This is a genomic window from Streptomyces sp. NPDC102283, assembly GCF_044766265.1.
GTDB lineage: Bacteria > Actinomycetota > Actinomycetes > Streptomycetales > Streptomycetaceae > Streptomyces.
Genome location: NZ_JBIWLQ010000018.1, coordinates 150,043 through 172,333 on the forward strand (window position 1 = coordinate 150,043; position 22,291 = coordinate 172,333).

Annotated in this window: 20 protein-coding genes, 1 pseudogene and 1 riboswitch; of the genes and pseudogenes, 14 read left to right on the forward strand and 7 right to left on the reverse strand. The window is 72.1% G+C overall.

Annotated features, from left to right (window positions below; all coding sequences use genetic code 11):
• Nucleotides 1-134: 134 nt before the first annotated feature.
• The 3 genes from ACIRJT_RS30095 (at nt 135) to otsB (ending at nt 4,668) form a co-directional block, all read left to right on the forward strand.
• Nucleotides 135-1,022 carry an ABC transporter ATP-binding protein gene (locus ACIRJT_RS30095; RefSeq protein ID WP_403915206.1) on the forward strand — a complete coding sequence of 296 codons (888 nt, stop codon included), beginning with the start codon at nt 135-137 and terminating at the stop codon, nt 1,020-1,022.
• The gene (locus ACIRJT_RS30100; RefSeq protein ID WP_403915209.1) at nt 1,016-3,592 is read left to right on the forward strand and encodes an FtsX-like permease family protein; all 2,577 of its coding nucleotides are present in this window, start codon (nt 1,016-1,018) and stop codon (nt 3,590-3,592) included. Before ACIRJT_RS30095 ends, ACIRJT_RS30100 begins: the two co-directional genes overlap by 7 nt.
• A gap of 224 nt (nt 3,593-3,816) precedes the next feature.
• On the forward strand, nt 3,817-4,668 hold the full coding sequence (otsB, locus tag ACIRJT_RS30105) for a trehalose-phosphatase (RefSeq protein ID WP_403915212.1): 852 nt from the start codon (nt 3,817-3,819) through the stop codon (nt 4,666-4,668).
• Nucleotides 4,669-4,687: 19 nt separating this feature from the next.
• Here otsB and ACIRJT_RS30110 read toward each other — a convergent pair whose 3' ends face one another.
• Both ACIRJT_RS30110 and ACIRJT_RS30115 read right to left on the reverse strand, forming a co-directional pair.
• Complete coding sequence (locus ACIRJT_RS30110; RefSeq protein WP_403915215.1) at nt 4,688-6,118, reverse strand: trehalose-6-phosphate synthase; 1,431 nt, start codon at nt 6,116-6,118, stop codon at nt 4,688-4,690.
• Nucleotides 6,119-6,223: 105 nt separating this feature from the next.
• On the reverse strand, nt 6,224-7,174 hold the full coding sequence (locus ACIRJT_RS30115; RefSeq protein ID WP_403915299.1) for a glucosyl-3-phosphoglycerate synthase: 951 nt from the start codon (nt 7,172-7,174) through the stop codon (nt 6,224-6,226).
• A 154-nt stretch (nt 7,175-7,328) separates the two neighbouring features.
• Nucleotides 7,329-7,456, forward strand: a riboswitch (SAM riboswitch).
• 19 nt (nt 7,457-7,475) lie between these two features.
• On the opposite strand from ACIRJT_RS30115, the gene thrC reads away from it, so the two are divergent.
• The 5 genes from thrC (at nt 7,476) to ACIRJT_RS30140 (ending at nt 13,978) form a co-directional block, all read left to right on the forward strand.
• Nucleotides 7,476-8,777 (forward strand): threonine synthase, encoded by a 1,302-nt coding sequence (thrC, locus tag ACIRJT_RS30120; protein ID WP_403915218.1) that lies wholly within the window; start codon nt 7,476-7,478, stop codon nt 8,775-8,777.
• A gap of 28 nt (nt 8,778-8,805) precedes the next feature.
• On the forward strand, nt 8,806-9,084 hold the full coding sequence (locus ACIRJT_RS30125) for a MoaD/ThiS family protein (protein WP_003967347.1): 279 nt from the start codon (nt 8,806-8,808) through the stop codon (nt 9,082-9,084).
• 442 nt (nt 9,085-9,526) lie between these two features.
• Nucleotides 9,527-9,733, forward strand: coding sequence for a cold-shock protein (locus ACIRJT_RS30130; RefSeq protein WP_003967346.1), 207 nt, complete (start codon nt 9,527-9,529; stop codon nt 9,731-9,733).
• A 366-nt stretch (nt 9,734-10,099) separates the two neighbouring features.
• Complete coding sequence (gene groL / locus ACIRJT_RS30135; RefSeq protein WP_018958808.1) at nt 10,100-11,722, forward strand: chaperonin GroEL; 1,623 nt, start codon at nt 10,100-10,102, stop codon at nt 11,720-11,722.
• 465 nt (nt 11,723-12,187) lie between these two features.
• The gene (locus tag ACIRJT_RS30140; protein ID WP_403915222.1) at nt 12,188-13,978 is read left to right on the forward strand and encodes an ABC transporter ATP-binding protein; all 1,791 of its coding nucleotides are present in this window, start codon (nt 12,188-12,190) and stop codon (nt 13,976-13,978) included.
• A gap of 4 nt (nt 13,979-13,982) precedes the next feature.
• Here the strand turns inward: ACIRJT_RS30140 and ACIRJT_RS30145 are convergent, their stop codons facing one another.
• Complete coding sequence (locus ACIRJT_RS30145; RefSeq protein ID WP_403915225.1) at nt 13,983-14,570, reverse strand: Uma2 family endonuclease; 588 nt, start codon at nt 14,568-14,570, stop codon at nt 13,983-13,985.
• A 56-nt stretch (nt 14,571-14,626) separates the two neighbouring features.
• Nucleotides 14,627-15,445: a hypothetical protein gene (locus tag ACIRJT_RS30150; RefSeq protein ID WP_403915302.1), complete on the reverse strand. Its 819-nt coding sequence runs from the start codon at nt 15,443-15,445 to the stop codon at nt 14,627-14,629.
• Nucleotides 15,446-15,814: 369 nt separating this feature from the next.
• Here ACIRJT_RS30150 and ACIRJT_RS30155 point away from each other — a divergent pair, with 369 nt between their 5' ends.
• The 4 genes from ACIRJT_RS30155 (at nt 15,815) to ACIRJT_RS30170 (ending at nt 19,116) form a co-directional block, all read left to right on the forward strand.
• Nucleotides 15,815-16,618 carry a hypothetical protein gene (locus ACIRJT_RS30155; protein ID WP_403915227.1) on the forward strand — a complete coding sequence of 268 codons (804 nt, stop codon included), beginning with the start codon at nt 15,815-15,817 and terminating at the stop codon, nt 16,616-16,618.
• Between the two features lie 101 nt (nt 16,619-16,719).
• Nucleotides 16,720-17,220 (forward strand): SigE family RNA polymerase sigma factor, encoded by a 501-nt coding sequence (locus ACIRJT_RS30160; RefSeq protein WP_403915229.1) that lies wholly within the window; start codon nt 16,720-16,722, stop codon nt 17,218-17,220.
• Nucleotides 17,213-17,695, forward strand: coding sequence for a hypothetical protein (locus tag ACIRJT_RS30165; RefSeq protein WP_403915231.1), 483 nt, complete (start codon nt 17,213-17,215; stop codon nt 17,693-17,695). Before ACIRJT_RS30160 ends, ACIRJT_RS30165 begins: the two co-directional genes overlap by 8 nt.
• Nucleotides 17,696-17,829: 134 nt before the next feature.
• Nucleotides 17,830-19,116: a mannosyltransferase family protein gene (locus ACIRJT_RS30170; protein WP_403915233.1), complete on the forward strand. Its 1,287-nt coding sequence runs from the start codon at nt 17,830-17,832 to the stop codon at nt 19,114-19,116.
• Nucleotides 19,117-19,161: 45 nt separating this feature from the next.
• On the opposite strand, the gene ACIRJT_RS30175 is transcribed toward ACIRJT_RS30170, so the two are convergent.
• A complete protein-coding gene (locus ACIRJT_RS30175) occupies nt 19,162-20,052 on the reverse strand; it encodes an NAD(P)-dependent oxidoreductase (protein ID WP_403915305.1) in 891 nt (296 codons plus the stop codon).
• 177 nt (nt 20,053-20,229) lie between these two features.
• Between ACIRJT_RS30175 and ACIRJT_RS30180 the strand changes: the two genes are divergently transcribed.
• A complete protein-coding gene (locus ACIRJT_RS30180) occupies nt 20,230-20,556 on the forward strand; it encodes a winged helix-turn-helix transcriptional regulator (protein ID WP_403915236.1) in 327 nt (108 codons plus the stop codon).
• A gap of 77 nt (nt 20,557-20,633) precedes the next feature.
• Here the strand turns inward: ACIRJT_RS30180 and ACIRJT_RS30185 are convergent, their stop codons facing one another.
• Nucleotides 20,634-21,020, reverse strand: coding sequence for a cupin domain-containing protein (locus ACIRJT_RS30185; protein ID WP_403915239.1), 387 nt, complete (start codon nt 21,018-21,020; stop codon nt 20,634-20,636).
• Nucleotides 21,021-21,221: 201 nt separating this feature from the next.
• Nucleotides 21,222-21,909, reverse strand: a pseudogene (locus ACIRJT_RS30190) (hypothetical protein).
• Between the two features lie 202 nt (nt 21,910-22,111).
• Here ACIRJT_RS30190 and ACIRJT_RS30195 point away from each other — a divergent pair.
• A complete protein-coding gene (locus tag ACIRJT_RS30195) occupies nt 22,112-22,270 on the forward strand; it encodes a hypothetical protein (protein ID WP_403915242.1) in 159 nt (52 codons plus the stop codon).
• The last annotated feature ends 21 nt before the right edge of the window (nt 22,271-22,291 follow it).

Below are 22,291 nucleotides of genomic sequence, written 5' to 3' on the forward strand. Positions count from 1 at the left end.
GCCGGGCACGCTACGAGACGGCCCCCGGGCGGGCCACCCTGTTCTCCGCCCCTTCCATGGTGGAGCCGGCTCCACCATGGAAGCCCCCTCTCGCTGCGATGTGCCGTGCGGGCGTCGCCGGTTGAGTGGACCCCATGAATCCAGCTCCAGCAGCAAGCGCCGGTCGGGTACCGGCTGTTCGGCTCCGGTCCGTGACCCGTTCCTACGGCCGCGACGGCAGCGACGGCGGCAATGGTCGCGACGGCAGCGACGGCCGCACGGTGAAAGCGCTCGACGACGTCAGCCTGACCATCCACCGCGGCACGTTCACCGCTGTCATGGGGCCCTCCGGCTCCGGCAAGTCGACGCTCCTGCACTGCGTCGCGGGCCTGGACCGGCCGACCGGCGGCCGCGTGCTGCTCGGCGACACCGATCTGACCGGGCTGAGCGAGGCCGGGCTGACCCGGCTGCGCCGGGGGCGGATCGGCTTCGTCTTCCAGGCGTTCAACCTGCTGCCCTCCCTGACCGCCGCGCAGAACGTGGCCCTGCCCCTGAGGCTCGCCGGGCGACGGCCCCGCAAGGCGGACGTGCTCCACGCGCTGGAGCAGGTCGGGCTGCGCGACCGGGCCGGCCACCGGCCCGGCGAACTCTCCGGAGGCCAGCAGCAGCGGGTCGCGATCGCCCGCGCCCTGGTGACCCGGCCCGAGGTGCTCTTCGGCGACGAGCCGACCGGAGCCCTGGACTCCACCGCGGGGCGCGTGGTGCTCGGCCTGCTGCGTGCGATGACGGACGAGGGGCGCACCGTGATCATGGTGACCCACGACCCGGTCGCCGCCTCCTTCGCCGACCGGGTCGTCTTCCTCGCCGACGGCCGCGTCGGGGACGAGCTGGACGCGCCCACGGCGGAGCGGGTCGCCGCCCGTATGGCGGCGGGTGCCGCCCCGGCCGCACCGATGGCCTCCGGCGATCCGGCGGCACCGATGGTCCCGGGTGACCCGGCCGCACCCATGGTCTCGGGTGACCCGGCGGTGGTCCCGTGCTGATGCTGGCACTGCGCGGGATGCGCACGCGCTGGGTCACCTTCGTCGGGTCGTTCGTGGCCCTGGCCCTGGGGGTGGGCCTGATCGCGGCCACCGGGCTCGCCCTCGCCGCGACGTCCGACGCACCGGAGCGCGGACCCGAACGGTTCGCCGCCGCCCCCGTCGTCGTCCGGGCCGCCGATCACCTCCGGGTCGACACCCCGACCGGGACCCGGAGCAAGCCGCTCGACCACCCCGGACCGGTAGGCCCGCGGACCGCCGACCGACTGGCCGCCCTCGGCCGCACGGTGGAGGACCGGACGTTCCCGGCGGACGTCACGGTCACGCCTACCGGCCCGGACGTCACGGCTCCTCGTACCGGCGCCGACGCGAGGGATCCCCGCCCCGGCCAGGCCGCCGCGCCCCGTCCCGCCGAGGCCGCCGAGGCCCGGGTCGGGCACCCCTGGCCGGTCGCCGCCGCGACCCCGTACCGCCTCACCTCGGGCCGGGCCCCCGCCGCGCCCGGCGAGGTCGTCGTCACCACGGGGTCCGGCGGCGCCCCGCTCCGTACCGGTGACCGCGTCCTGGTCCGTACCCCGGCCGGGAACGCCCCCCGGACCGTCGTCGGCACCGTGGGCGACCGGGGCTTCGAGGACGCCGTCTTCTTCACCGACGCCGAGGCCGCCCGGATCTCCCCGGACATCGACGCCCTCGTGGTGCACGCCGACGCCACCGCCGTACGCAGGGCGCTCGGGCCGGACAGCGGCATGGACGTCCTCACCGGCCACGACCGCCGCCGCGCGGACCCCGATCCCGACCGCGACGCCCGCGCCCTGGTCTCCGTCAACGCCCTGCTCGGCACCGCGGCGGGCATCACCCTGTTCGTCTCCGCCGCCGTCGTGGCCTCGACGTTCTCGTTCGCCGTGGCCGGGCGGCGGCGGGAGTTCGGCCTGTTGCGCACGGCCGGTGCGACGCCCGGCCAGATCCGCCGTACGGTGTGCGCGGAAGCGGTCCTCGTCGGCGTCCTCGCCTCGGCCGCGGGCGCGTGGCTCGGCGCCAGGAGCGCGCCCCCGCTCGTCGGCCGGATGACCGAAGCGGGCCTCGCACCGCCCTGGCTCGCCCTCGGCGACGCCTCCTGGCCGCTGCACACCGCCTTCTGGACCGGGGTGTTCGTCGCCACGGCCGCGGCGCTCGTCTCCTGCCACCGGGCCGGGCGGACCGCCCCGACCGAGGCGCTGCGCGAGGCGGCCGTCGACAGCCGCGTCATGCCGGCGAGCCGCTGGGCGGCCGCCGTCCTGGTCCTGCTCGCCGGACTGGGCCTGCCCGCTCTGGCGTTGGCCGTCGACCCCGGCGACCTGCTGGGCCGCAAGTCCTACATCACCCGTCCCATGCTGCTCGTCGTCGGCTTCGCACTCCTGGCCCCCGTCCTGGTGCGCCCCGTCGGCCGGCTGCTGACCTGGCTGCCGGCCCGGCTGCCCGGCGCCACCGGCGTACTCGTCCGGGAGAACACCGCCGCCGGGGTGCGCAGGACCGCGGCCGTCGCCGCGCCCGTCCTCATCACCGTCGCCCTCGCCGCCACCCTGACGGGCACCGTCGCCACCCTGGAGGAGGCCAGGGCCACCGAGGCGCGCACCGCCGTGACCGCCGACTTCGTGGTGACGTCGGGACAGGAGGGCCGGCCGTTGCCGCCCGCCTTCGTGGAGCGGGCACGGGCCGTCGAGGGGGCCGTCGTCGGCATCTCGCGGTCCACGGCCGTCACCGTCCTCGAGGAGGACACGGCCCTCGTCACCTCCGAGGCCCGCGCGGTCGACCCCGCCCGGCTGGCCGCCGTGTCGGAGCTGCCGGTGACGGCGGGCCGGCTCGCCGATCTCGACGACGGCGCCATCGTCGTCAACGAGGAGTGGCTGACCACGCGGGTCGGCGACCGGGTCACCGTCTGGCTGGGCGACGGCCGTAGGACGTCGCTGCGGATCGCCGCCGTCCTGGCCACCGGAACCGGCGACAACGGCGTCTACGTCACCCGGCACAACGCCGGCGGCGCGGGCGTCGACCGGATCGACGTCGAGGTCGCCGAGGGCGGTGACCGGCAGGCCGTCGCCGCGGCGCTGCACAGCGCCGGGGCCGCCACCGGTACGCGGGTGACGACCCGGGCCGAGTGGCTCGCCGCGAACGGCCCGGGGCCGAACGACCCGACCAGGACAGGACTCCGGATGATCCTCGGCATCGCTCTCCTCTGCACGGCGACAGCTCTGGCCAACACCCTGGTCATGGCCACCTCCGGCCGGGTCCGCGATCTCGCCGTCCTCCGTCTCGCCGGAGCCACCGTCCCCCAGATCCTGCGGCTCGTCGCGGCCGAGGCGGTGGCGGCGGTCGGGGTGGGGACCGTCCTCGGGGGCGTGGTCGCGGCGGTGAACCTGCTGGTGGTGTGGGGTGCGCTGGTGCTGCTGGGCGTCACGTCCGCCGTGGTGGTGCCGTGGGGAACGCTCGGCCTCGTCGTCGCGGCCGCGGCGCTCCTGGCCGCCGTCTCCGCCGTCCTGCCCGCCTCGCTCGCCCTGCGGACCCGGCCGGTCGAGCTCGCGGGCGCCCGCGAGTAGTCCTCGCCGGTTGCTCACCGGCGTCCGGGGGCGGTCGCCGCCGGCTGCTCCCGGCGTCCGGGAGCAGCCGGCGGCGACTGTTCACCGGCGCCCGGAGTATTCGCCACCGGCTGTTCACCGGCCCCCGGGGAGCGGTCGCCGCCGGCTGCTCATGGTTCCCGTGAGCAGCCGAACGACGGTCCACAACGCTCGTGATCAACCCGTCCAGGGCATAGGCTCGCCCCATGGGCAGTCACTCCGCACATCTGCCGAACCCGACCACCCCGGCCGGCCGCGAGGGGCTCGACGCCGTTCTCGCCCGCCCCGACCGCGCGGTCGTCGCCCTCGACTTCGACGGCACGCTCGCCGACATCGTCCCCGACCCCGAGCAGGCCCGCGCGCACCCCGGCACGGTGGCCGCGCTCGCCGCGCTCGCGCCGAAGGTCGCCGCCGTCGCCGTGATCACCGGCCGCCCGGCGGGCGTCGCGGTGCGCTACGGAGGCTTCGCGGGCGTCCCCGGGCTGGAGCACCTCGTCGTGCTCGGGCACTACGGCGCCGAACGCTGGGACGCCGTCACCGGCACCGTGAACACCCCCGCCCCACACCCGGGCGTCGCGGCAGCGCGGGCCGAAATCCCGGGCTTGCTGCACGAGTTCGACTTCTGGCATGGCACCTGGATCGAGGAGAAGGGGCAGGCCGTCGCCGTCCACACCCGGCGAGCCCAGGACCCGCAGGCGGCCTTCGAGACGCTGCGCGGGCCCCTCGGCGAGCTGGCGGCGAAGCACGGGCTGATCGTCGAACCGGGCCGCCTGGTCCTGGAGCTGCGCCCGCCCGGCATGGACAAGGGCGTGGCGCTCGGCAGGTTCGTCGCGGAGCTGGACGCCGAGTCCGTGATCTACGCGGGCGACGACCTCGGGGACCTCGCCGCGTTCGCCGCGGTGGAGAAGCTGCGGACCGAGGGCCCGGACGGCATCCCCGGCCTCCTGGTGTGCAGCGGCAGCGCGGAGGTGCCCGAACTGGCCGAACGCGCCGACCTGTCGGTGCCCGGCCCGGCCGCCGTGGTGGACTTCCTGGCGGCGTTGGCGACAAGGCTCTGAGCCGTATCGGGAGACCGGCTCACCCCTGCCGCAGCGCCTCCAGCTGGTCCAGGAACCACTGCTGGGGCGGCAGCGCGGTCGCCGCCTCGGCCAGTCGCTTCGTGCGGCCGGACCGCTCGTCGGCGCTCATCGTCAGCGCCTCGTGCAGGGCCTCGGCCGTGCCCACCACGTCGTACGGGTTCACCACGATCGCGTCCTCGCCCAGCTCCTCGTACGCCCCCGCCTCCCGTGACAGCACCAGCGCGCAGCCGTGGTCGGAGACGACGGGGACCTCCTTGGCGACCAGGTTCATGCCGTCGCGGATCGGGTTGACCAGGGCCACGTCCGCCAGCCGGTACGCGGCCAGCGAGCGGGCGAAGTCGTCCTTGACGTGGAGGACGACCGGCGTCCAGCTCTCGGTGCCGTACGCCCCGTTGATCTCCGTGGCCAGGGTCTGCACCGCCGCCGTGTAGTCCCGGTAGACGGCGAGGTCCTGCCGGGAGGGGTAGGCGAAGGCGATGTGCACGACGCGCTCGCGCCATTCGGGGTGGGCGTCCAGCAGGGCCCGGTACGCGTGCAGGCCGCGCACGATGTTCTTGGACAGCTCGGTGCGGTCCACCCGGACGATGGTCTTCCGGCCCTCGCCCACCTGCTCCCGCAGCGCCGCCATCCGCTCGTCCACGTCCGCCTCGTGCGAGCGCCGGCGCAGGAAGTCAGCGTCGGCCCCGAGGCCGTGCACCCCGATCCTGGTCCGGCCCGTCCCGCCGAGGATCTCCGTGCAGCAGCCGATGAACGCGTCCGCCCAGCGGCGGGTCAGGAACGCGGCCCGGTCCGCGCCGAGGATGCCCTGCAGCAACTGCTCCGCGATGTCGTCGGGCAGCAGCCGGTAGTAGTCGACGGGCGCCCACGGGGTGTGCGAGAAGTGGCCGATCCTGAGGTCCGGGCGCAGCTCACGGAGCATGCCGGGGACCAGGGCCAGGTGGTAGTCCTGGACGAGGACCGACGCCCCGGGGCCCGCCTCCTCGGCCAGCGCCCGGGCGAAGGCCCGGTTGTACGTCTCGTACGAGGCCCACTGACGTCGGAACTCCGCGTCGAAGACCGGCTCGACGGGCGTCTGGTAGAGCAGGTGGTGGACGAACCACAGCACCGAGTTGGCGATGCCGTTGTACGCGTCGGCGTGGACCTCGGGGTCGATGTCGAGCATCCGCACGCCCGCCTCGCCGACCCCGCGCCGCACCGCCTCGCGGTCCCCGTCGCCGAGGGCCGCGCAGACCCACAGCTTGTCGTCGACGGCGCTCAGCCCGGAGACGAGACCTCCGCCGCCGCGCTTGGCGTCGAGCGTCCCGTCCTCGCCGAGTGTGTACGAGACGGGGCCGCGGTTGGACGCGACGAGGACCTGGGCGGTGGCGGCGGCCGCGGGGCCGGGTTCGGCTTCGTGTTCGGCTTCGTGTTCGGCGTGCTCGGAGACCATGTAGCGGAACCTAGCCCGTTCGGGAAGCCCCCAAACGCCTCCCGGGCCTCCTCCCGTGGCCCAGGTCGCTCCCGCCCGGCGGCGCGCACCGGCCGCCCGCCGGTCTCAGGCCGCGTGGCGCTCCGCGTACTCCGCGATCTCCCGCACCGGCGGCCGTTCCTCCGTGTCCACCGCATGGGTGCGGGGCACGAAGCCGTCCTCGCCGCGCTCGAACTGGGTCAGCGCGGGCCGCACCAGATGGCCCCGGGAGAGCCGCAGCTGCGCCGTGCGGTAGATCGCCGCCGCCATCCGGCCCAGCGCCTGCCCGTCCTGGTGGCGGTGTCTGCGTACGCCGACGTCGACCTGGCCCAGCGCGTCCAGGCCCACCGTGTGCAGCGCGTCCACCAGCAGCCCCAGCTCCACTCCGTAACCGACCGGGAACGGCAGCCGTTCCAGCAGGGACCGCCGCACCGCGTACTCGCCGCCCAGCGGCTGCACGAACCCGGCCAGCTGGGGCCAGTGCAGATTGAGCAGCGGGCGCGCCACCAGCTCGGTGACCCGACCCCCCTGACCTGCGCTGTCACCGAGCGGGCGGTCGTACATCGCCTTGACGAACTGGACGGACGGGTCGGTCAGCAGCGGTCCGACCGTGCCCGAGACGAAGTCCGCGGAGAAGTCCCTGAGGTCGGCGTCCACGAAGCAGACGATCTCGCCGCTGGTCACCAGAAGTGACCGCCACAGCACCTCGCCCTTGCCGGGCAGGGCCGGTATCCGGGGCAGGATCGCGTCCCGGTGGACCACCCGGGCGCCCGCCGCCCGGGCCACGGCGGCGGTGGCGTCGGTGGAGCCGGAGTCGATCACCACGAGTTCGTCGACGAGCCGGACCTTCTCCATCAGCTCCCGGCGGATCGTCGCCACGATTGCGCCGACCGTGGCCTCCTCGTTCAGCGCGGGCAGCACCACGCTCACGGACGTGGCGCGAGGATCGGCGTCCCGGGCGTCGGTGAGCCGGTTCAGCGGGCGGTCGCCGGACGACCAGGAACGCCTGGTCAGCCAGCGTTCCACCTCTTCGAGCACGGTCGGCACTCCCTGTGTGTGATCCATCTCGCGGTTCGGACGACTATCTCAACGGTCCGGTGCTTCGGTTACAGTCTTGAACAACGCGTACGACCGTCGCATGTCGGGGTCGGACCGCACATAAACGCCTGGATCGAAGATCCAGCGCCATAAGAGCTCATCCAGAGGGACTGAGGGAACGGCCCGTTGAAGTCCCGGCAACCCTCCTGCCGACCGCGAGGTCACGGTGGGGAAGGTGCCAATTCCGTCTTGCGGCGAAATGCGTCGCAGGGAAGATGAGGAGAAAGGGACCTCCGCCATCATGGCTGTTCAGACCGTTGCAGGCAGCACCGCTTCTTCCGCCCCGGCCGTCGATCTCGGCCCCGCCGCGGCGCTTTCCTGCCGCGAGTGCGGCGAGCGTTTCGAGCTCGGCCCCCTCTTCGCCTGTGCGTCCTGTTTCGGGCCGCTGGAAGTGGCCTACGACCTGCCCACCGGCTCCCCGGAGGAGCTGCGCAGGCGCATCGAGGCCGGCCCGAACAACATCTGGCGCTACGCCCCGCTGCTGCCGGTGCCCGCCGACGTCGCGGAGAAGCCCAACATCAACCCCGGCTTCACCAAGCTCGTCAAGGCCGACAACCTCGCCCGTGAGCTGGGCGTCACCGGCGGCCTGTACGTGAAGGACGACTCCGGCAACCCGACGCACTCCTTCAAGGACCGCGTCGTCGCCATCGCCGTCGAGGCCGCCCGCGCCTTCGGCTTCACCACCCTCTCCTGCTCCTCCACGGGCAACCTGGCCGGAGCCGTCGGCGCCGCCGCCGCCCGGGCCGGCCTGCGCTCCTGCGTGTTCATCCCGCACGACCTGGAGCAGGGCAAGGTCGTCATGGCCGCGGTGTACGGCGGTGAGCTGGTCGGCATCGAGGGCAACTACGACGACGTCAACCGCTTCTGCTCCGAGCTCATCGGCGACCCGCTCGGCGAGGGCTGGGGCTTCGTCAACGTCAACCTGCGCCCGTACTACGGCGAGGGCTCCAAGACGCTGGCGTACGAGATCTGCGAGCAGCTCGGCTGGCGGCTGCCCGACCAGATCGTCATCCCGATCGCGTCCGGCTCCCAGCTCACGAAGATCGACAAGGGCTTCCAGGAGCTGATCAAGCTCGGCCTCGTCGAGGACCGCCCGTACAAGATCTTCGGCGCCCAGGCCGAGGGCTGCTCCCCGGTCTCCGCCGCCTTCAAGGCGGGCCACGACGTGGTGCGCCCGCAGAAGCCGAACACCATCGCCAAGTCGCTGGCCATCGGCAACCCCGCGGACGGCCCGTACGTCCTGGACATCGCCCGCCGCACCGGCGGCGCGGTGGAGGACGTGACCGACGAGCAGGTCGTCGACGCGATCAAGCTGCTGGCGCGCACCGAGGGCATCTTCGGCGAGACGGCGGGCGGCGTGACGCTCGGCGTGACGAAGAAGCTCGTCGAGGCGGGCGTCATCGACCCGGCGCTCACCACCGTCGTCCTGAACACCGGCGACGGGCTCAAGACGCTGGACGCGGTCTCCGCGACCTCGCAGGCCACGGCCACCATCAAGCCGAGCCTGGACGCGTTCCGCGCCGCGGGCCTCGCCGCCGGCTGATCACCAGAGACTCAGGAAGGCACCCACCATGAGCGTCAAGGTCCGTATCCCCACCATCCTCCGTACGTACACGGGCGGCCAGGCCGAGGTCCCGGCGGAGGGCGCCAAGCTCTCCGAGGTCATCGAGTCGCTGGAGAAGGACCACCCGGGCATCGCGGCCCGCGTCCTGGACGACCAGGGCAAGCTGCGCCGCTTCGTCAACGTGTACGTCAACGACGACGACGTGCGCTTCGAGGGCGGCCTGGACGCGGCCACGCCGGACGGCGCGGGCGTCTCGATCATCCCCGCGGTCGCCGGCGGCTGCTGAACCGCCGGGGCCGCTCCACGGCGGCCCACCGCACCTCTGTGTGACCACAGTTGCCCCCTCCGCGAGAGAAGCGGAGGGGGCAATTCTGTATGGTTGAGCACGGTACAGTTGGGGAAGCCCCGTCCGCTGCCCGTGCCGCCCGCATATGAGAATGCGCCCGGTCCCGATAAGAAGCAGCCAAAGTGCGTGAACCTCTTGCGGCATAAGTACCCTTTGCCTGGCCCGACTTGCCCGGAAAACTCATCAAACCCGCATATTCGCGTGTTCTTCGATGCCCAGAATTCTCGTCCGATTGACCTGTTGCAGAGGGCAGTTGGGCGGATACATTCGGCCGCGGTCGACGCGCTGCGGCGCCGCGCACCCTCTCCTGTCGGAGGGTGAGTTCCGACCCGGGCCCGCGAAGTGCGGTCCCGTGCAAGGGCCAGTAATAGGGGAGTTAGGCATGGCTCAGGGCACCGTCAAGTGGTTCAACGCGGAGAAGGGGTACGGCTTCATCGCGGTCGACGGTGGTGCGGATGTTTTCGTCCACTACAGCGCGATCCAGATGGACGGGTACCGCACCCTCGAAGAGGGTCAGCGAGTTGAATTCGAGATCTCGCAGGGCCAGAAGGGGCCCCAGGCCGACATGGTCAAGCTCGCCGTCGGCTGAGCTCGGCGCGGTCGTCCGACGACACTACTCACGCACGCAGGGCCCGGCTCCCGGATCAGGGGACCGGGCCCTCCGTGCGTCCCGGCGGCCCTGCCGGGAGGTGCGCCGCCGTCCACATCCGGTGCGTGCCGCTGTCGTATTCGACGCGCCCCGCTGTCCACATCCGGAGAGGGACGCTTGCACTCGCAGGGGTCGAGTGCTAATCATTGGCGTTAGCACTCTCCAGGTGAGAGTGACAGAAACTTGGACCGGGCCGGTGAGGCCCGCAGGCGTGGTGGGGCAAGGAACCACCACGCAGGCAGGCCGTCCGTCGCGGGCGCCTCTCGGTCCGGAGAAATCCACCCCTGTCCGGGAGGACCACTTCACATGGCCAAGATCATCGCGTTCGACGAGGAGGCACGGCGCGGTCTCGAGCGCGGGATGAACCAGCTCGCCGACGCCGTCAAGGTCACCCTCGGCCCCAAGGGCCGTAACGTCGTCCTCGAGAAGAAGTGGGGCGCGCCCACGATCACCAACGATGGTGTTTCCATCGCCAAGGAGATCGAGCTCGAGGACCCGTACGAGAAGATCGGTGCGGAGCTGGTCAAGGAGGTCGCCAAGAAGACGGACGACGTCGCCGGCGACGGTACGACCACCGCCACCGTTCTGGCTCAGGCTCTCGTCCGCGAGGGTCTGCGCAACGTCGCCGCAGGCGCCAACCCGATGGCCCTCAAGCGGGGCATCGAGAAGGCCGTCGAGGCCGTCTCCGCCGCTCTGCTGGAGCAGGCCAAGGACGTGGAGACCAAGGAGCAGATCGCTTCGACCGCCTCCATCTCCGCCGCCGACACCGAGATCGGCGCCAAGATCGCCGAGGCGATGGACAAGGTCGGCAAGGAAGGCGTCATCACCGTCGAGGAGTCCCAGACCTTCGGTCTGGAGCTTGAGCTCACCGAGGGTATGCGCTTCGACAAGGGCTACATCTCGGCGTACTTCGCGACCGACATGGAGCGTATGGAGGCGTCGCTCGACGACCCGTACATCCTGATCGTCAACTCGAAGATCGCCAGCGTCAAGGACCTCATCCCGCTGCTGGAGAAGGTCATGCAGTCGGGCAAGCCCCTGCTGATCATCGCCGAGGACGTCGAGGGCGAGGCGCTCTCCACCCTGGTCGTCAACAAGATCAAGGGCACGTTCAAGTCCGTCGCCGTCAAGGCTCCGGGCTTCGGCGACCGCCGCAAGGCCATGCTCGCGGACATCGCCATCCTCACCGGTGGCACCGTGATCTCCGAGGAGGTCGGTCTCAAGCTGGAGAACGCCGGCCTGGACCTGCTCGGCCGTGCCCGCAAGGTCGTCATCACCAAGGACGAGACCACGATCGTCGACGGCGCCGGTGACAGCGACCAGGTTCAGGGTCGCGTCAACCAGATCCGTGCCGAGATCGAGAACTCCGACTCGGACTACGACCGCGAGAAGCTCCAGGAGCGTCTGGCGAAGCTGGCCGGCGGCGTGGCCGTCATCAAGGCCGGCGCCGCCACCGAGGTGGAGCTCAAGGAGCGCAAGCACCGCATCGAGGACGCGGTGCGCAACGCCAAGGCCGCCGTCGAGGAGGGCATCGTCGCCGGTGGTGGCGTGGCTCTGCTCCAGGCCTCGGCCGTCTTCGAGAAGCTCGACCTCACGGGCGACGAGGCGACCGGCGCCAACGCCGTGAAGCTCGCGCTGGAGGCCCCGCTCAAGCAGATCGCCGTCAACGGTGGTCTTGAGGGTGGCGTCGTCGTGGAGAAGGTCCGCAACCTGCCGATCGGTCACGGCCTCAACGCCGCGACCGGCGAGTACGTCGACATGATCGCCGAGGGCATTCTCGACCCGGCGAAGGTCACGCGCTCCGCTCTGCAGAACGCCGCGTCCATCGCCGCGCTCTTCCTCACCACCGAGGCCGTCATCGCCGACAAGCCCGAGAAGGCCGGCGCGGCCGCTCCGGGCGGCATGCCGGGCGGTGACATGGACTTCTGATCCGCCGCGGAGGCCCCGGGTCCGCCCGGGAGCCCTCCGGCTGATCGAAGTTCGCCGTACGTCCCACAGGGGCGGCACCTCCTTCACGGAGGTGCCGCCCCTGTGGCGTTTCTCCGGCCGGTCCGTTTCTCCGGCCGGCCCGGCCGGTGCCGCCCGCACCCCAGCATGCGGGCGGCACCGCCGTTCTCCCGCATGCTGGGGTGCGGGCGGGGGGCCGCACGGCCGGAGAGCAGGTGGAACCGGCGGATCTGCGTCCCTTGACAGTGGTGACGGCAGACGGCAGACGGCAGACGCAAGACGGAGGGGGTCCGGGTGAGCACGGTGGCGAGGACGACGGAAGCGAACGACGGAGAGGGAGAGGGAGGGCGCGAGCGCGGGGGCGGGAGCAGAGGGCCGGAGGAAGCTGTCGCGTCTCGGGAGCCCGTTGAGCAGTTGGCGGGGGAGGCCGGGGGGCAGGCCGCCGAGGTGGAGGTCACAGGGAAAGCCGCCGGGAAGGCGGACGTGGGCGAGGCGGGTGCGGGCGGGCCCTCCCCTCTCCGTCTCCTCCTCTCCCGGGTCCGCCCGCACCGCGGCGTCCTCGTCCGCGCGGGCCTGCTCTCGCTCGCCGGATCCGGGGCGGGCCTCGCGATGCCGCTGATGGCGAAGCACGCGGTCGACGCGTTCGCCGCGGACCGCTCGCCCGCCGGGCCGCTCGTCGCGCTGACCGTGCTCGTGCTGGTCGGTGCCTGCCTCTCCGCGTACGGGCGCTATCTCATGTCCCGTACGGGAGAAGGCGTCGTCCTGCGCGCACGCGACCAACTCGTGGGCCGCATCATGCGGTTGAAGGTCCCGGCGGTGGACCGGCTGACGCCGGGCGACCTCCAGTCACGCGTGACCAGCGACACGACCCTCCTGCGGACGGTCCTCTCCAGCGGCCTGGTCGAGTCGTTCAACAGCGTGCTGATGCTGCTGGGGACGATCGCCTTCATGGCGTACATGGACCTGACGCTGCTCGGCGTGACGCTGGTCGTGATCGTCGGCATCGGTGCCGTGACCTCGCTGCTGATGCCGCGCATCCAGCGGGCCCAGCTCCGCGCCCAGGAGTCCGTGGGCGCGATGGGCGCGGCACTGGACCGGGTGCTCCAGGCCTTCCGCACGGTCAAGGCGAGCGGGGCGGAGGAGCGGGAGACGGCGGCCGTCGCGGCGGCCGCCCGGCACGCGCACGACCGGGGCGTCTCGGTGGCGCGGTGGTCGTCGGTCTCCGACGTCACGATGGCGATGTCGATCCAGCTGGCGTTCCTGGCGGTGCTGGGCGTGGGCGGCGCACGGGTGGCCTCCGGCTCGCTGGAGATCTCGTCGCTGATCGCGTTCCTGCTCTACCTCTTCTATCTGATGGGCCCGATCGGCGGCCTGGTCGAGGGCTGGACGGGCTTGCAGAGCGGGCTCGCGGCGGTCCGCAGGATCGACGAGGTCGAGTCGCTGCCCGGCGAACCGGCCGCCGCGCCCGGAGCCGTAGCGCAGGAGATCCCCGCGACTCCGCTCGGCGTCACGTTCCAGGACGTGGCGTTCGGGTACGGGGACGAGCGCGCGCCCGCCCACAAGGGGGTGACGTTCGACGTCCCGACCGGCGGTCTGGTCGCGCTGGTGGGCCCGTCGGGGGCGGGCAAGTCGACGGTGTTCAGCCTGCTGGAACGCTTCTACGACCACGACTCCGGCACCATCACCGTGGACGGCCGGGACATCCGGGACTGGCCGCTGGCCGAGCTGCGGGGCTCGCTGGCGTACGTGGAACAGGACGCGCCGGTCCTGGCCGGGACGCTGCGGGAGAACCTCGTCTTCGCCGCCCCGGACGCCGAGGAGGACGCGCTGACGGAGGCGGTGGCCCGTACCCGTCTGGACAGCCTCGTCGACCGGCTGCCGGAGGGCCTGGACACGGCGGTGGGCCACCGCGGCGTCACCCTCTCCGGCGGCGAGCGCCAGCGGATAGCCATCGCACGGGCCCTGTTGCGACGCCCGCGGCTGCTGCTGCTCGACGAGGTGACCTCGCAACTGGACGCGGTCAACGAGCAGGCGCTGCGCGACGTGATCCTCGAACTGGCGGAACATACGACGGTGCTGGTCATCGCGCACCGCCTCTCCACCGTCCGGCACGCGGACCGCATCGTGGTCCTGGAGGACGGCCGGGTCCGGACGGCGGGCACGCATGAGGAGCTGATCGCCGGGGACGACCTCTACCGCGAGCTGGCGACGACGCAGCTGGCGGCGGACGCGCGGTAGGGCTTCAGCGGGCGTAGTCCTTGAGCTCCTCGGTGTCCAGGGTGATGTCGACGGGGCCGGGGAGGGGGACGGCGTCGCCGTAGTCGTACGAGAGCTGCTGCCGGTAGCGGCCCTTGTCGGGCTCGCTGTGGACGACGAGAGTGTCCGACTCGCGGTCGATCAGGAGGTACACCGGGATGTTCGACGCCGCGTATCCGTCACGCTTCTCCGTGCGATCACGGCTGTCGGTGTCGTGGTCGTGCGACGTCACCTCGACGGTCATGAGGATGCGGTCCGGGCTCGACCACTCGCCGTCACCCGCGAACCGGCCTGCGCGGGCCAGAGTGCCGTCCGGGCGGGCGCGGCCGTTGCGGTATCCGCCGATCCGCAGGCCGCGTTCGCGGTACAGCCGCAGTTCCGGCTGCTGCCGCATGCACTGCATCGCGACCCACATGATGATCTCGTCGTGATCCCCGTCCGGCACGGGCTTGACCTCCAGCTTTCCGTTGATGAGCTCAAGCGTCACGGTCTCGGGGGACGTGCGGGCGAGCTGCTCGAAGTCCTCGACGGACAGCTGAGCGTGCGGGACGTGATCGGCGGTGCTGGGGGTCATGGCGTCGCCTCCTCCCCTCCATCGTGCCCTGTCCGGTCTGTGCGTGAGCCGCACGCTCATCGGTATGTCCTCTCGGACCGGGGGGTCAGGCCTGCCCGGACCGCGTTCATCCGGTCCCGTACGCCAGGCGGCTGCACGGCCCCCGGCGGGCCGACCGGCGGTTGGGGGGACGGCCCCCGGCATGGCCGGCAGAGCCCGCCGAGCAGCGCTTCGGGCGCGCCGGGGGCCCCGCACTCACCGCACTCCAGGGTGCGCAGGACCGTACGGGGGCTTGGCAGGATCCGCTCGGGCGGCAGCTTGTCGCGCAGGCGCCGTTCGACGAGGCGGGCGGCGCAGTGGACGGGCGACGGCAGCCCGCCGGTGAGCGCGTGCAGCAGCTCGGCTTCCGTGGCGCCTCGCGCGAACCACTCGCTGACCTGCGGTTCCAGATGTACGCAGTCGGCGGCGGACAGCGTCAGCGCGGGGGCGGTCCGGCCGAGCGCCGCCAGCAGGATGAACGCCCGCGAACGGGTCGGCCGTTGGGGCTCGTCCGGCGGGGCGTCACCCCGGGTGAAGGCGTTCCACCAGTCGTCCCCGCGTGCGGTGCGGGAGAAGAAGGTGCGGGTCACCCAGAGCATGACCTCGTCGGTGATCACGCACTCGCTGCCGCGCCGCAGGTGGCCCGCGTCCTGGAGCCGGTTGAGGGTCGTGCTCAGGGCGCACTGACCGTACGGCAGGTGCTTGGCCAGGGTCTTCACGGAGATGTCGGAGCCGTCGGGCAGCCGGTCGATGGAGGCGGCGACGGCGGCGTCGCGGGGGAGGAGGTGAGCGAAGTCCCGGTCGGTGCGCGGGCGTTCGCCGGGCGCGGAGCGCTTACCGTAGCCGGGGTTGGCCAGGGGGTGAGGGTTCGCGGAGGGGCGCGTGGGTGGGGTCGCGGCACCGCTCTCGGGCGGGGTCTCGCGCGGGGCGCGGTGGGCATCACTAAACTGGCTGGCAGCCATGGGGATCGCTACTTTCGACGGGTCGATCTTCGGTGGTCAGGCCCCTGTCGGTGTTGGAGCACCGGCGGGGGTCGACTTTTTGGGTCAGGTCCTGCGCACGCTAGAGCCTGGCGACCGTGTGTCGCAACTCGATCACAAATTGTCAACTTCGCAGCCAGGGTGGGTGGGTGGGACAACTGACCCATCCACCCCATCCTTGTTAAGAGCGCTCGGATCTCACGGCTTGAGCTTCGGGAGGTCGAAGCGGAACGGGGGAGGGGCGGCATGAAGGACACGGAGGACATGGAGGGTGCGGGCGCGAGTGCGGAGCTGAGAGGCCGGTTCGCCGCAGAGGTCGACTGGGCGAAGGTGGTCGACCCCTACATCCCCGGGCCGGACGGGCAGTACGGGCCGGACCTGCTGGAGCGGCTCTGGTCGCCCGACCTGCCGACGGCCGATGACGCCCTCGCCACCCTTCACTTCGCGTGCTGCGGCGACGGCGGTTCGGTGCGGCCCGCGGCGCCCGAGGTGCTTCCGTTCCTGGTCGAGGCCGTCCGGGACCCGGCCGTGAGGGTGCGCCCGCAGATCCTGGACACGCTCGCCGTTCTCGCCCGCGCCGGGAGCGAAGCCCCCGCGAGGTCCGGCCCGAGGCTCGGCGGACGGTGGCGCACCGCACCCGCCGCCTGGCCCGCCGCCTGGGAGCAAGCGGTCGACGCGCTGCTGCCGCGGCTGGCCGACGACGTGGAGGGCGAAGAAGACGTCCGGGCCGGAGTGGCCGCCGTACTCGCACGGGCCGCCTACCGGGCGGACGACCTCATCGGCCGCTTCCTGGCCCGGTTCGAGGGCGAGCCCGGCCTGTCGGCGGCGGAGCGACTCGTGCTGGCCGTGGGTGAGCTGGCCCCGCACGCGGTGGAGCGGCGCGAGGACGCCGTCGCGTGGCTGCGGCGGCGGACGATCGACGCAGGGAAGGGCGAGGAGCCGGACATGGACGACGACATCGACGCGTGGCTCGCCTGGATGGAACAGCACGGGCACGATGTCCGGCCGGCCGCGGTCGTCGCGCTGCGCCGCGCCCTTGGACCGCTGTGACGCTGTGACGACCGTCACCCCCGATTCCTCCTGGGTAGTGTCGACCGGATGACCTGCGGCGGGCGTATACCCGGTGAAGCGAAAGATCCGGGAGCAACCTTTTGACCGTCGAGGAGTTCGAAGAGTTCTACGCCCAGGCGGTCGCGCGTCTCACAGGCCAGCTGTACGTGATGACCGGCGACCTCCAGGAGGCGCAGGACGTCGTGCAGGAAGCGTTCGTCAAGGCGTGGGTCCGGCGCGGCCGACTGGATCGCGACGGCAGCCCCGAGGCGTGGATCCGTACGGTCGCCTGGCGGCTGGCGGTGAGCCGTTGGCGCTTCCGGCGCCGTTCGGCGGACGCCTGGAACCGGGGGAGCGGCGCGCCCGGACCCGTGGAACCGCCGGACCCGGGCCATGTGGTCCTGGTCGACGCGCTCCGTGAACTGCCTCCGCAGCAGCGGCGGACACTGACCCTGCACTACCTGTGCGATCTCACGGTCGAGCAGATCGCCGGGGAGACCGGGCTTTCCGGCAGCACGATCAAGACGCATCTGGTTCGCGGACGGGCGGGGCTCGCCCACCGTCTGCGGGACCCCCGCATCGAGGAGGCCCCTGATGTCTGACCCGCGGGATCCGTTGCGGTCCCTGTTCCGGGAGGCCGGTGAGTTCGGGCAGACCCGCTCCGACGCGGACGCCGCGTCGAGCATCACGCAGCGCGGAATGCGCGCGCGGCGACGCCGGATGGCCGTGGTCGCCGTGGGTGTGTGCCTGGTCGTCGGTGGAGGCGGCGCGGTCGCGGTGGGCCTGCTGCCGGTCCGGCCGCAGCCGGTCGCCCCGGCCACGGGGCCGTCGCCCGGCTACCCGTCGCCCCTACCGTCGGGCCGGCCGCCGGAGTCGCCGTCCCTGCCGCCGACGCCGAGCGCCACGCTGCCGGGGGCCGGGTCCACCGGGCCGGGCGGAGCACCCACGCGTACGGGTACGCGTACGGGTACGACCGCGAGCACGACGCGGCCGCCGCCGAAGTCCACGCAGACGGCGACGCCCGATGGGGCGACGACCGATGGGGCGACGACCGATGGGGCGACGTCGATGCCCTGACTCCCCGCCCCCGCCCGGCGCTGCCGCTCCACCCGCTTGCGCCTCCCCTGTTCCCTCCCCGTGCCCCGGCGACCTCACCGGGTGATCCCGTACGCCTCGACGTATCCGCGAGGCGCGCCCGAAAGGTGCCTCAGTTGTCCACGCTCTCCCCCGGGCTGCGGCCTCCTGCCGGCCGCCCCGTACCGCCCGAGTCCAGGACCGCCGCCCCGGCCGAGCCCCGGGCGGGGCGGTTCCGCCGGGCGGCGGCCCGCCTGGCCCCGGCCGACCGGACGGTGCTGTGGTTCTACCTCCTGACGCGAATAACCCTGGGGATCACGGCCCACTTCGCCCGCTGGCTGTTTCCGGCCCAGTCCGGTACGCGGGAGGCGGTGTCCGTCCTCGCGCCCTTCCAGCGGTGGGACGCGAACCACTACCTCCACATAGCGCGCGACGGCTACTTCCCCGCCGGCTCGGGCCCGTGGACGAGTGGCTGGGACAACCGCGAGGCGTTCTTCCCCGGCTATCCCTTCCTTCTCCGTGCCGTGCACACGGTGGTGCCCGACTGGACGGCGGCCGGGCTGCTGATCTCGTTCGTCGCGGGGGCGGTGGCCGTACTGGCCCTGTCCCGTATCGCGCGGACGTATCTGCCGAAGGACGAGGGGGGCCGCCGTACGGCTGTTCTCTTCCTGCTCTCGCCCTGTGCGGTGTTCCTGGCCGTCGGCTACACGGAGGCGCTGTTCCTCGCGTTCGCCCTGCCCGCCTGGCTCGCCGCCGTGCGGCACCGTTGGGCGTCGGCCGCCGTGCTGACGGCGCTGGCGACGACGGTGCGCGTCAGCGGACTGTTCCTCGCCGCCGCCATCGCCCTGCTCTTCGTGCTGACCGCCCGGGACGAGCAAGGGGACGAGCAAGGGGACGAGCAGGGGGACGAGCAGGGCCGGCGGGTCTGGCGATCGGCGGGCTGGACGCTGCTTCCGGCGCTGCCGCCTGCCGCGTACAGCTGGTACCTGCATGCGCACACCGGCGACTGGATGGCCTGGAAGCACGCGCAGGAACGCGGGTGGTACCGGACCTTCCACACCCCGTGGGAGGCGTGGGAGAACACCTGGAACGGGGCGTTCGGCCACACGCAGACGACCGGCTACGCGCTCATGTTCCAGGCGGAACTACTGGCGATGCTGGTGGGGCTCGCGCTGGTGGCCGTGCTCCTGTACCGCCGCCGCTGGCCCGAGGCGCTGTACGTGGCCCTCAGCCTCTGGGCCCTGGGCACGTCGTACTGGTACACGTCGATCCCGCGCGCGACGCTGCTGTGGTGGCCGCTGTGGATCGGCCTGGCGGCGCTGAGCCTGCGGTGGCCGTGGTTCAGGACGGCGTACCTGAGCGTGGCGGCACCGGTGACGACGCTCGTCGCGCTGACGTTCCTGACGGGGAGGTGGGCGGGGTGAGCAGGTCCCGCCCTCCGGGCGACGACGGCAGTTCGAGAACGGGACCTAGGCGGCGGGCCGGGGCTCCTTGAGGATCTCCGTCAGTGCGGCGATGCTCTGCGTCCCGTAACCGGCCTTCACCGCCCGCTCCAGCAGCTCGTGGAACGGCTTGTGCCACTCCACGTCGAGGCCCGCTTCCTTCCCCAGCTCCGCGTCGTGCGCGGCCCCGGCCACGAAGACGTTCACCGACGACAGCGGCTCGCTGTAGTCGCCGCTGTCGATCTCCCGGGCCAGCACGGGCAGCACCGACGCGATCATCTCCAGCCACTGCTCGCTGAACCGCACCATCGAAGCCGCCTCCAGGCCACGTGCCTGTAGTGCCGCAGCTCCCTGGAAGAAGCCGACGAGCGCGGGCAGCAGCGTGCCACCCACCGCCATCTCGTACAGCGCGGCGAGGTCCGGGTCGGGGCCGAGATACACGGTGTCCCCGCCCAGCACCCGCAGGACCGGCTCGTACGCGGTGAAGACCGCGGCATCGCCGCTGTAGTAGAGGAGTGTGTCCGCGGCGCCGACCGCCGGCGGTACGTTCTTGATCGCACCGCCGAGATAGCGCGCGCCGTGCCCTCGCGCCCACTCGGCCATGCGGCGGGCGTCGGCCGGGGTCCCGCTGTTGAGGGTCACGAGGTCCCGGCCCTCCAGCGCGGCGGTCGCCGGTTCCAGGGCCTCGAAGGTGTCCTCGTACGTCGTCAGGCAGGCGATGACCAGCGGGCTCGCCGCGACGGCTTCCGCCACCGTCTCCGGATGCGCGGCGCCCTTGGCGACGAGCGGGGCCGCCCGCGACGCTGTTCTGTTCCACACCGTGGTCGGGTGTCCCGCCTCGACGAAGGCCGCCGCCAGCGCGCTGCCCATCGCGCCCAGGCCGATGACGGTCACGGAGGTCTGGGGTTGGTTCGGCATGGACATCTTCCGCTCCTGTTAGGGGAGTTGGGTAGGCGGGGGAGTTACGGAAGGCCCGGTGGTTCCGGGCTTCGGTGATCTCCATGCTGTGGCGGCGCGATAGATTGCACAAGTACCGACATTTTTGTTCGGTACCCACATTCTTGTCAGCGGAGCATGCTCGTCAGCGGAGGTGCCATGCGGAAGTACACCTGCGGATTCGACGCCGCCATCGCCGTCATGGGCGGGAAGTGGAAAGGGCTGATCCTCTTCTGGCTCGGCGAGGAAGAGCGGTTGCGCTTCGGGGAGTTGCGGCGGACGGTCGCCGGGATCAGCGAGCGGATGCTGACTCTGCAACTGCGCGAGCTGGAGGCGGCCGGTCTCGTCCATCGAGAGGTGCACGAGCAGGTGCCGCCCAAGGTGGAGTACTCGCTGACCGACTTCGGCCGCTCACTGGTCACCGCGCTGACGCCGCTCGGGGAGTGGGGCGAGGAGCACATCGACCGCCTCGAAAACCGGCCGTGACCGGCCGCGGGCAGGCACGCAGGCAGGCAAGTGCCCCCGACGCGCCGGCACTCAGGCGTGCTTCGGCGCTCCGGCGCTCAGCCTTCGGGGTAGAAGACGAAGAGCGTGCAGCCCGACGTCGTCTGCGGGATGTGCGACGAGCCGGCGGGAGCGTGGATGAACGAGCCCGCGGGATAGTCCCGTTCGCCGTCGTTGAAGACACCGGAGACCACGAAGACCTCTTCCGGCCCCGGTTCGTGGACGTCGATGCCCTCCCAGCAGGTGTGCGGATCCATCTCCAGCAGCTGGGCCTTCGCGCCGTTCCCGCCGCTCCACAGAGGACGCAGCCGAATGCCGGGGAAGAGTTCATGCGTCGGCGCGTCGTGTACGGCGGACCAGACGTAGCCGGGCAGCTGTCCGCCTGCCCGAACCGAAGCGTCTTCCGCCGGTACCTTGTGCGTCTTCTGTGGCATCTGTCCTGTCATGGGGCAATCTTCATCGACTGTCGACGCCTCGCCCGGTGCCCCGATTGACGTCTGCCGGTACTTTCCTGCCGTGCACCGTGGAGCGGCAGTCGTCCACGCACCTCAGACGACGTTCGAGCCCGCCTGTGCAGCAAAGGTGTTCGGCGGGTGTTCGGCGGGCGACGAGAGTTCGTCGTATCCGGCGCGCTTATGGAGCGGCCGTCAAATGACGCGCGGGACCGTCTCGTCGCGCCGGGTGGACCAGTTGGTGACGATCGGCTTGTTCACGGCGGGCGCGTCGGGGAGCTCGACCTGGGCGGGGTCGGGGTCCTCCTCGGTGGTGGCGATGATGACGTGCTCGAACTGCTTGCCGCCGTCTCCCTCCGTGGTCTTGACGTTGATGCCTGCGTACGCGACGGAGGACCCGGAGAGCTTGACGGGGTCCTCGCCGCCCTGGCCGACGGGCGAGGCCACGCCGTCCGCGCCGGAGCCGAAGGAGACGCTGGGGGTGTTGACGTCCAGGTAGCAGGTGATGCCGGACCTGGCCTTGGCGGTGATCAGGTAGTGGCTGATCGGCTGCGCCTCCCATGTCACGGTGAGGTCCAGGTCGTTGGTGCCGCAGGACTGGCCGTAGCCGCTCTTGTCGCCGGTGCCGGATTCGCCCTCGTCGCCGGTGCCGCCGCCGGACTCGGAGCCACTCGCCGTCGTGCCCCCACCGCCGGTGGCGCTGTCTCCGGAAGAGGCCTCGCCCTTGCCGCCCTCCGCCGGGGAGGAAGCCGCGGTGGGGGGCGGCGGCCCCGTTCTCCGTGGGGTCCTCGGGGCCGCAGGCGGTGGTGGCGGCGAGGGCCGTCACGGCTGCGGCGGCCAGGACGATACGGGTGGAACGGGCGGCGGGACGCGAGCGCGTCATGATCTCCAGCGGGTTGTCGTCGATTGCGGTGCTGCCTGCTGACAACCACGACGTCAGGGCCGGCTCGTTCTCGAAATGATCCTGCGCATGTCCAGCTTCTGTCTCAGCGAATCGGTTCCCTGGAAGAGGCGTTGGATTGCGCCGAATACCCGCATGCGGGGCCTGTTCCGGACCCGGCCGGTAGGTGGAGGGCCGGCCCTGCGTGGCGATGAAGCTCGTATGGGTGTCCGGCGGCACCTTCGCCGGGAACACCGGCGAGCAGATGCGCGCGCACACGCCCCGTCCCGCACTCCTGGAGCGTGGCCCTGTGAGCCGGATCACGGAGGACTTCGGCGAGGGCCGGGTCGGGACCGGTGGGTAGGATGGTCGGGCTCGGCCCCGT

What these genes read in the sequence shown, in the direction of transcription:
- ACIRJT_RS30175 (WP_403915305.1), bottom strand. Translation starts at nt 20,052, where the DNA reads ATGCCGAACCAACCCCAGACCTCCGTGACCGTCATCGGCCTGGGCGCG.
- ACIRJT_RS30185 (WP_403915239.1), bottom strand. Translation starts at nt 21,020, where the DNA reads ATGACAGGACAGATGCCACAGAAGACGCACAAGGTACCGGCGGAAGAC.
- ACIRJT_RS30095 (WP_403915206.1), top strand. Translation starts at nt 135, where the DNA reads ATGAATCCAGCTCCAGCAGCAAGCGCCGGTCGGGTACCGGCTGTTCGG.
- ACIRJT_RS30145 (WP_403915225.1), bottom strand. Translation starts at nt 14,570, where the DNA reads ATGACCCCCAGCACCGCCGATCACGTCCCGCACGCTCAGCTGTCCGTC.
- ACIRJT_RS30180 (WP_403915236.1), top strand. Translation starts at nt 20,230, where the DNA reads ATGCGGAAGTACACCTGCGGATTCGACGCCGCCATCGCCGTCATGGGC.
- thrC (WP_403915218.1), top strand. Translation starts at nt 7,476, where the DNA reads ATGGCTGTTCAGACCGTTGCAGGCAGCACCGCTTCTTCCGCCCCGGCC.
- ACIRJT_RS30125 (WP_003967347.1), top strand. Translation starts at nt 8,806, where the DNA reads ATGAGCGTCAAGGTCCGTATCCCCACCATCCTCCGTACGTACACGGGC.
- groL (WP_018958808.1), top strand. Translation starts at nt 10,100, where the DNA reads ATGGCCAAGATCATCGCGTTCGACGAGGAGGCACGGCGCGGTCTCGAG.
- ACIRJT_RS30110 (WP_403915215.1), bottom strand. Translation starts at nt 6,118, where the DNA reads ATGGTCTCCGAGCACGCCGAACACGAAGCCGAACACGAAGCCGAACCC.
- ACIRJT_RS30165 (WP_403915231.1), top strand. Translation starts at nt 17,213, where the DNA reads ATGTCTGACCCGCGGGATCCGTTGCGGTCCCTGTTCCGGGAGGCCGGT.
- ACIRJT_RS30155 (WP_403915227.1), top strand. Translation starts at nt 15,815, where the DNA reads ATGAAGGACACGGAGGACATGGAGGGTGCGGGCGCGAGTGCGGAGCTG.
- otsB (WP_403915212.1), top strand. Translation starts at nt 3,817, where the DNA reads ATGGGCAGTCACTCCGCACATCTGCCGAACCCGACCACCCCGGCCGGC.
- ACIRJT_RS30130 (WP_003967346.1), top strand. Translation starts at nt 9,527, where the DNA reads ATGGCTCAGGGCACCGTCAAGTGGTTCAACGCGGAGAAGGGGTACGGC.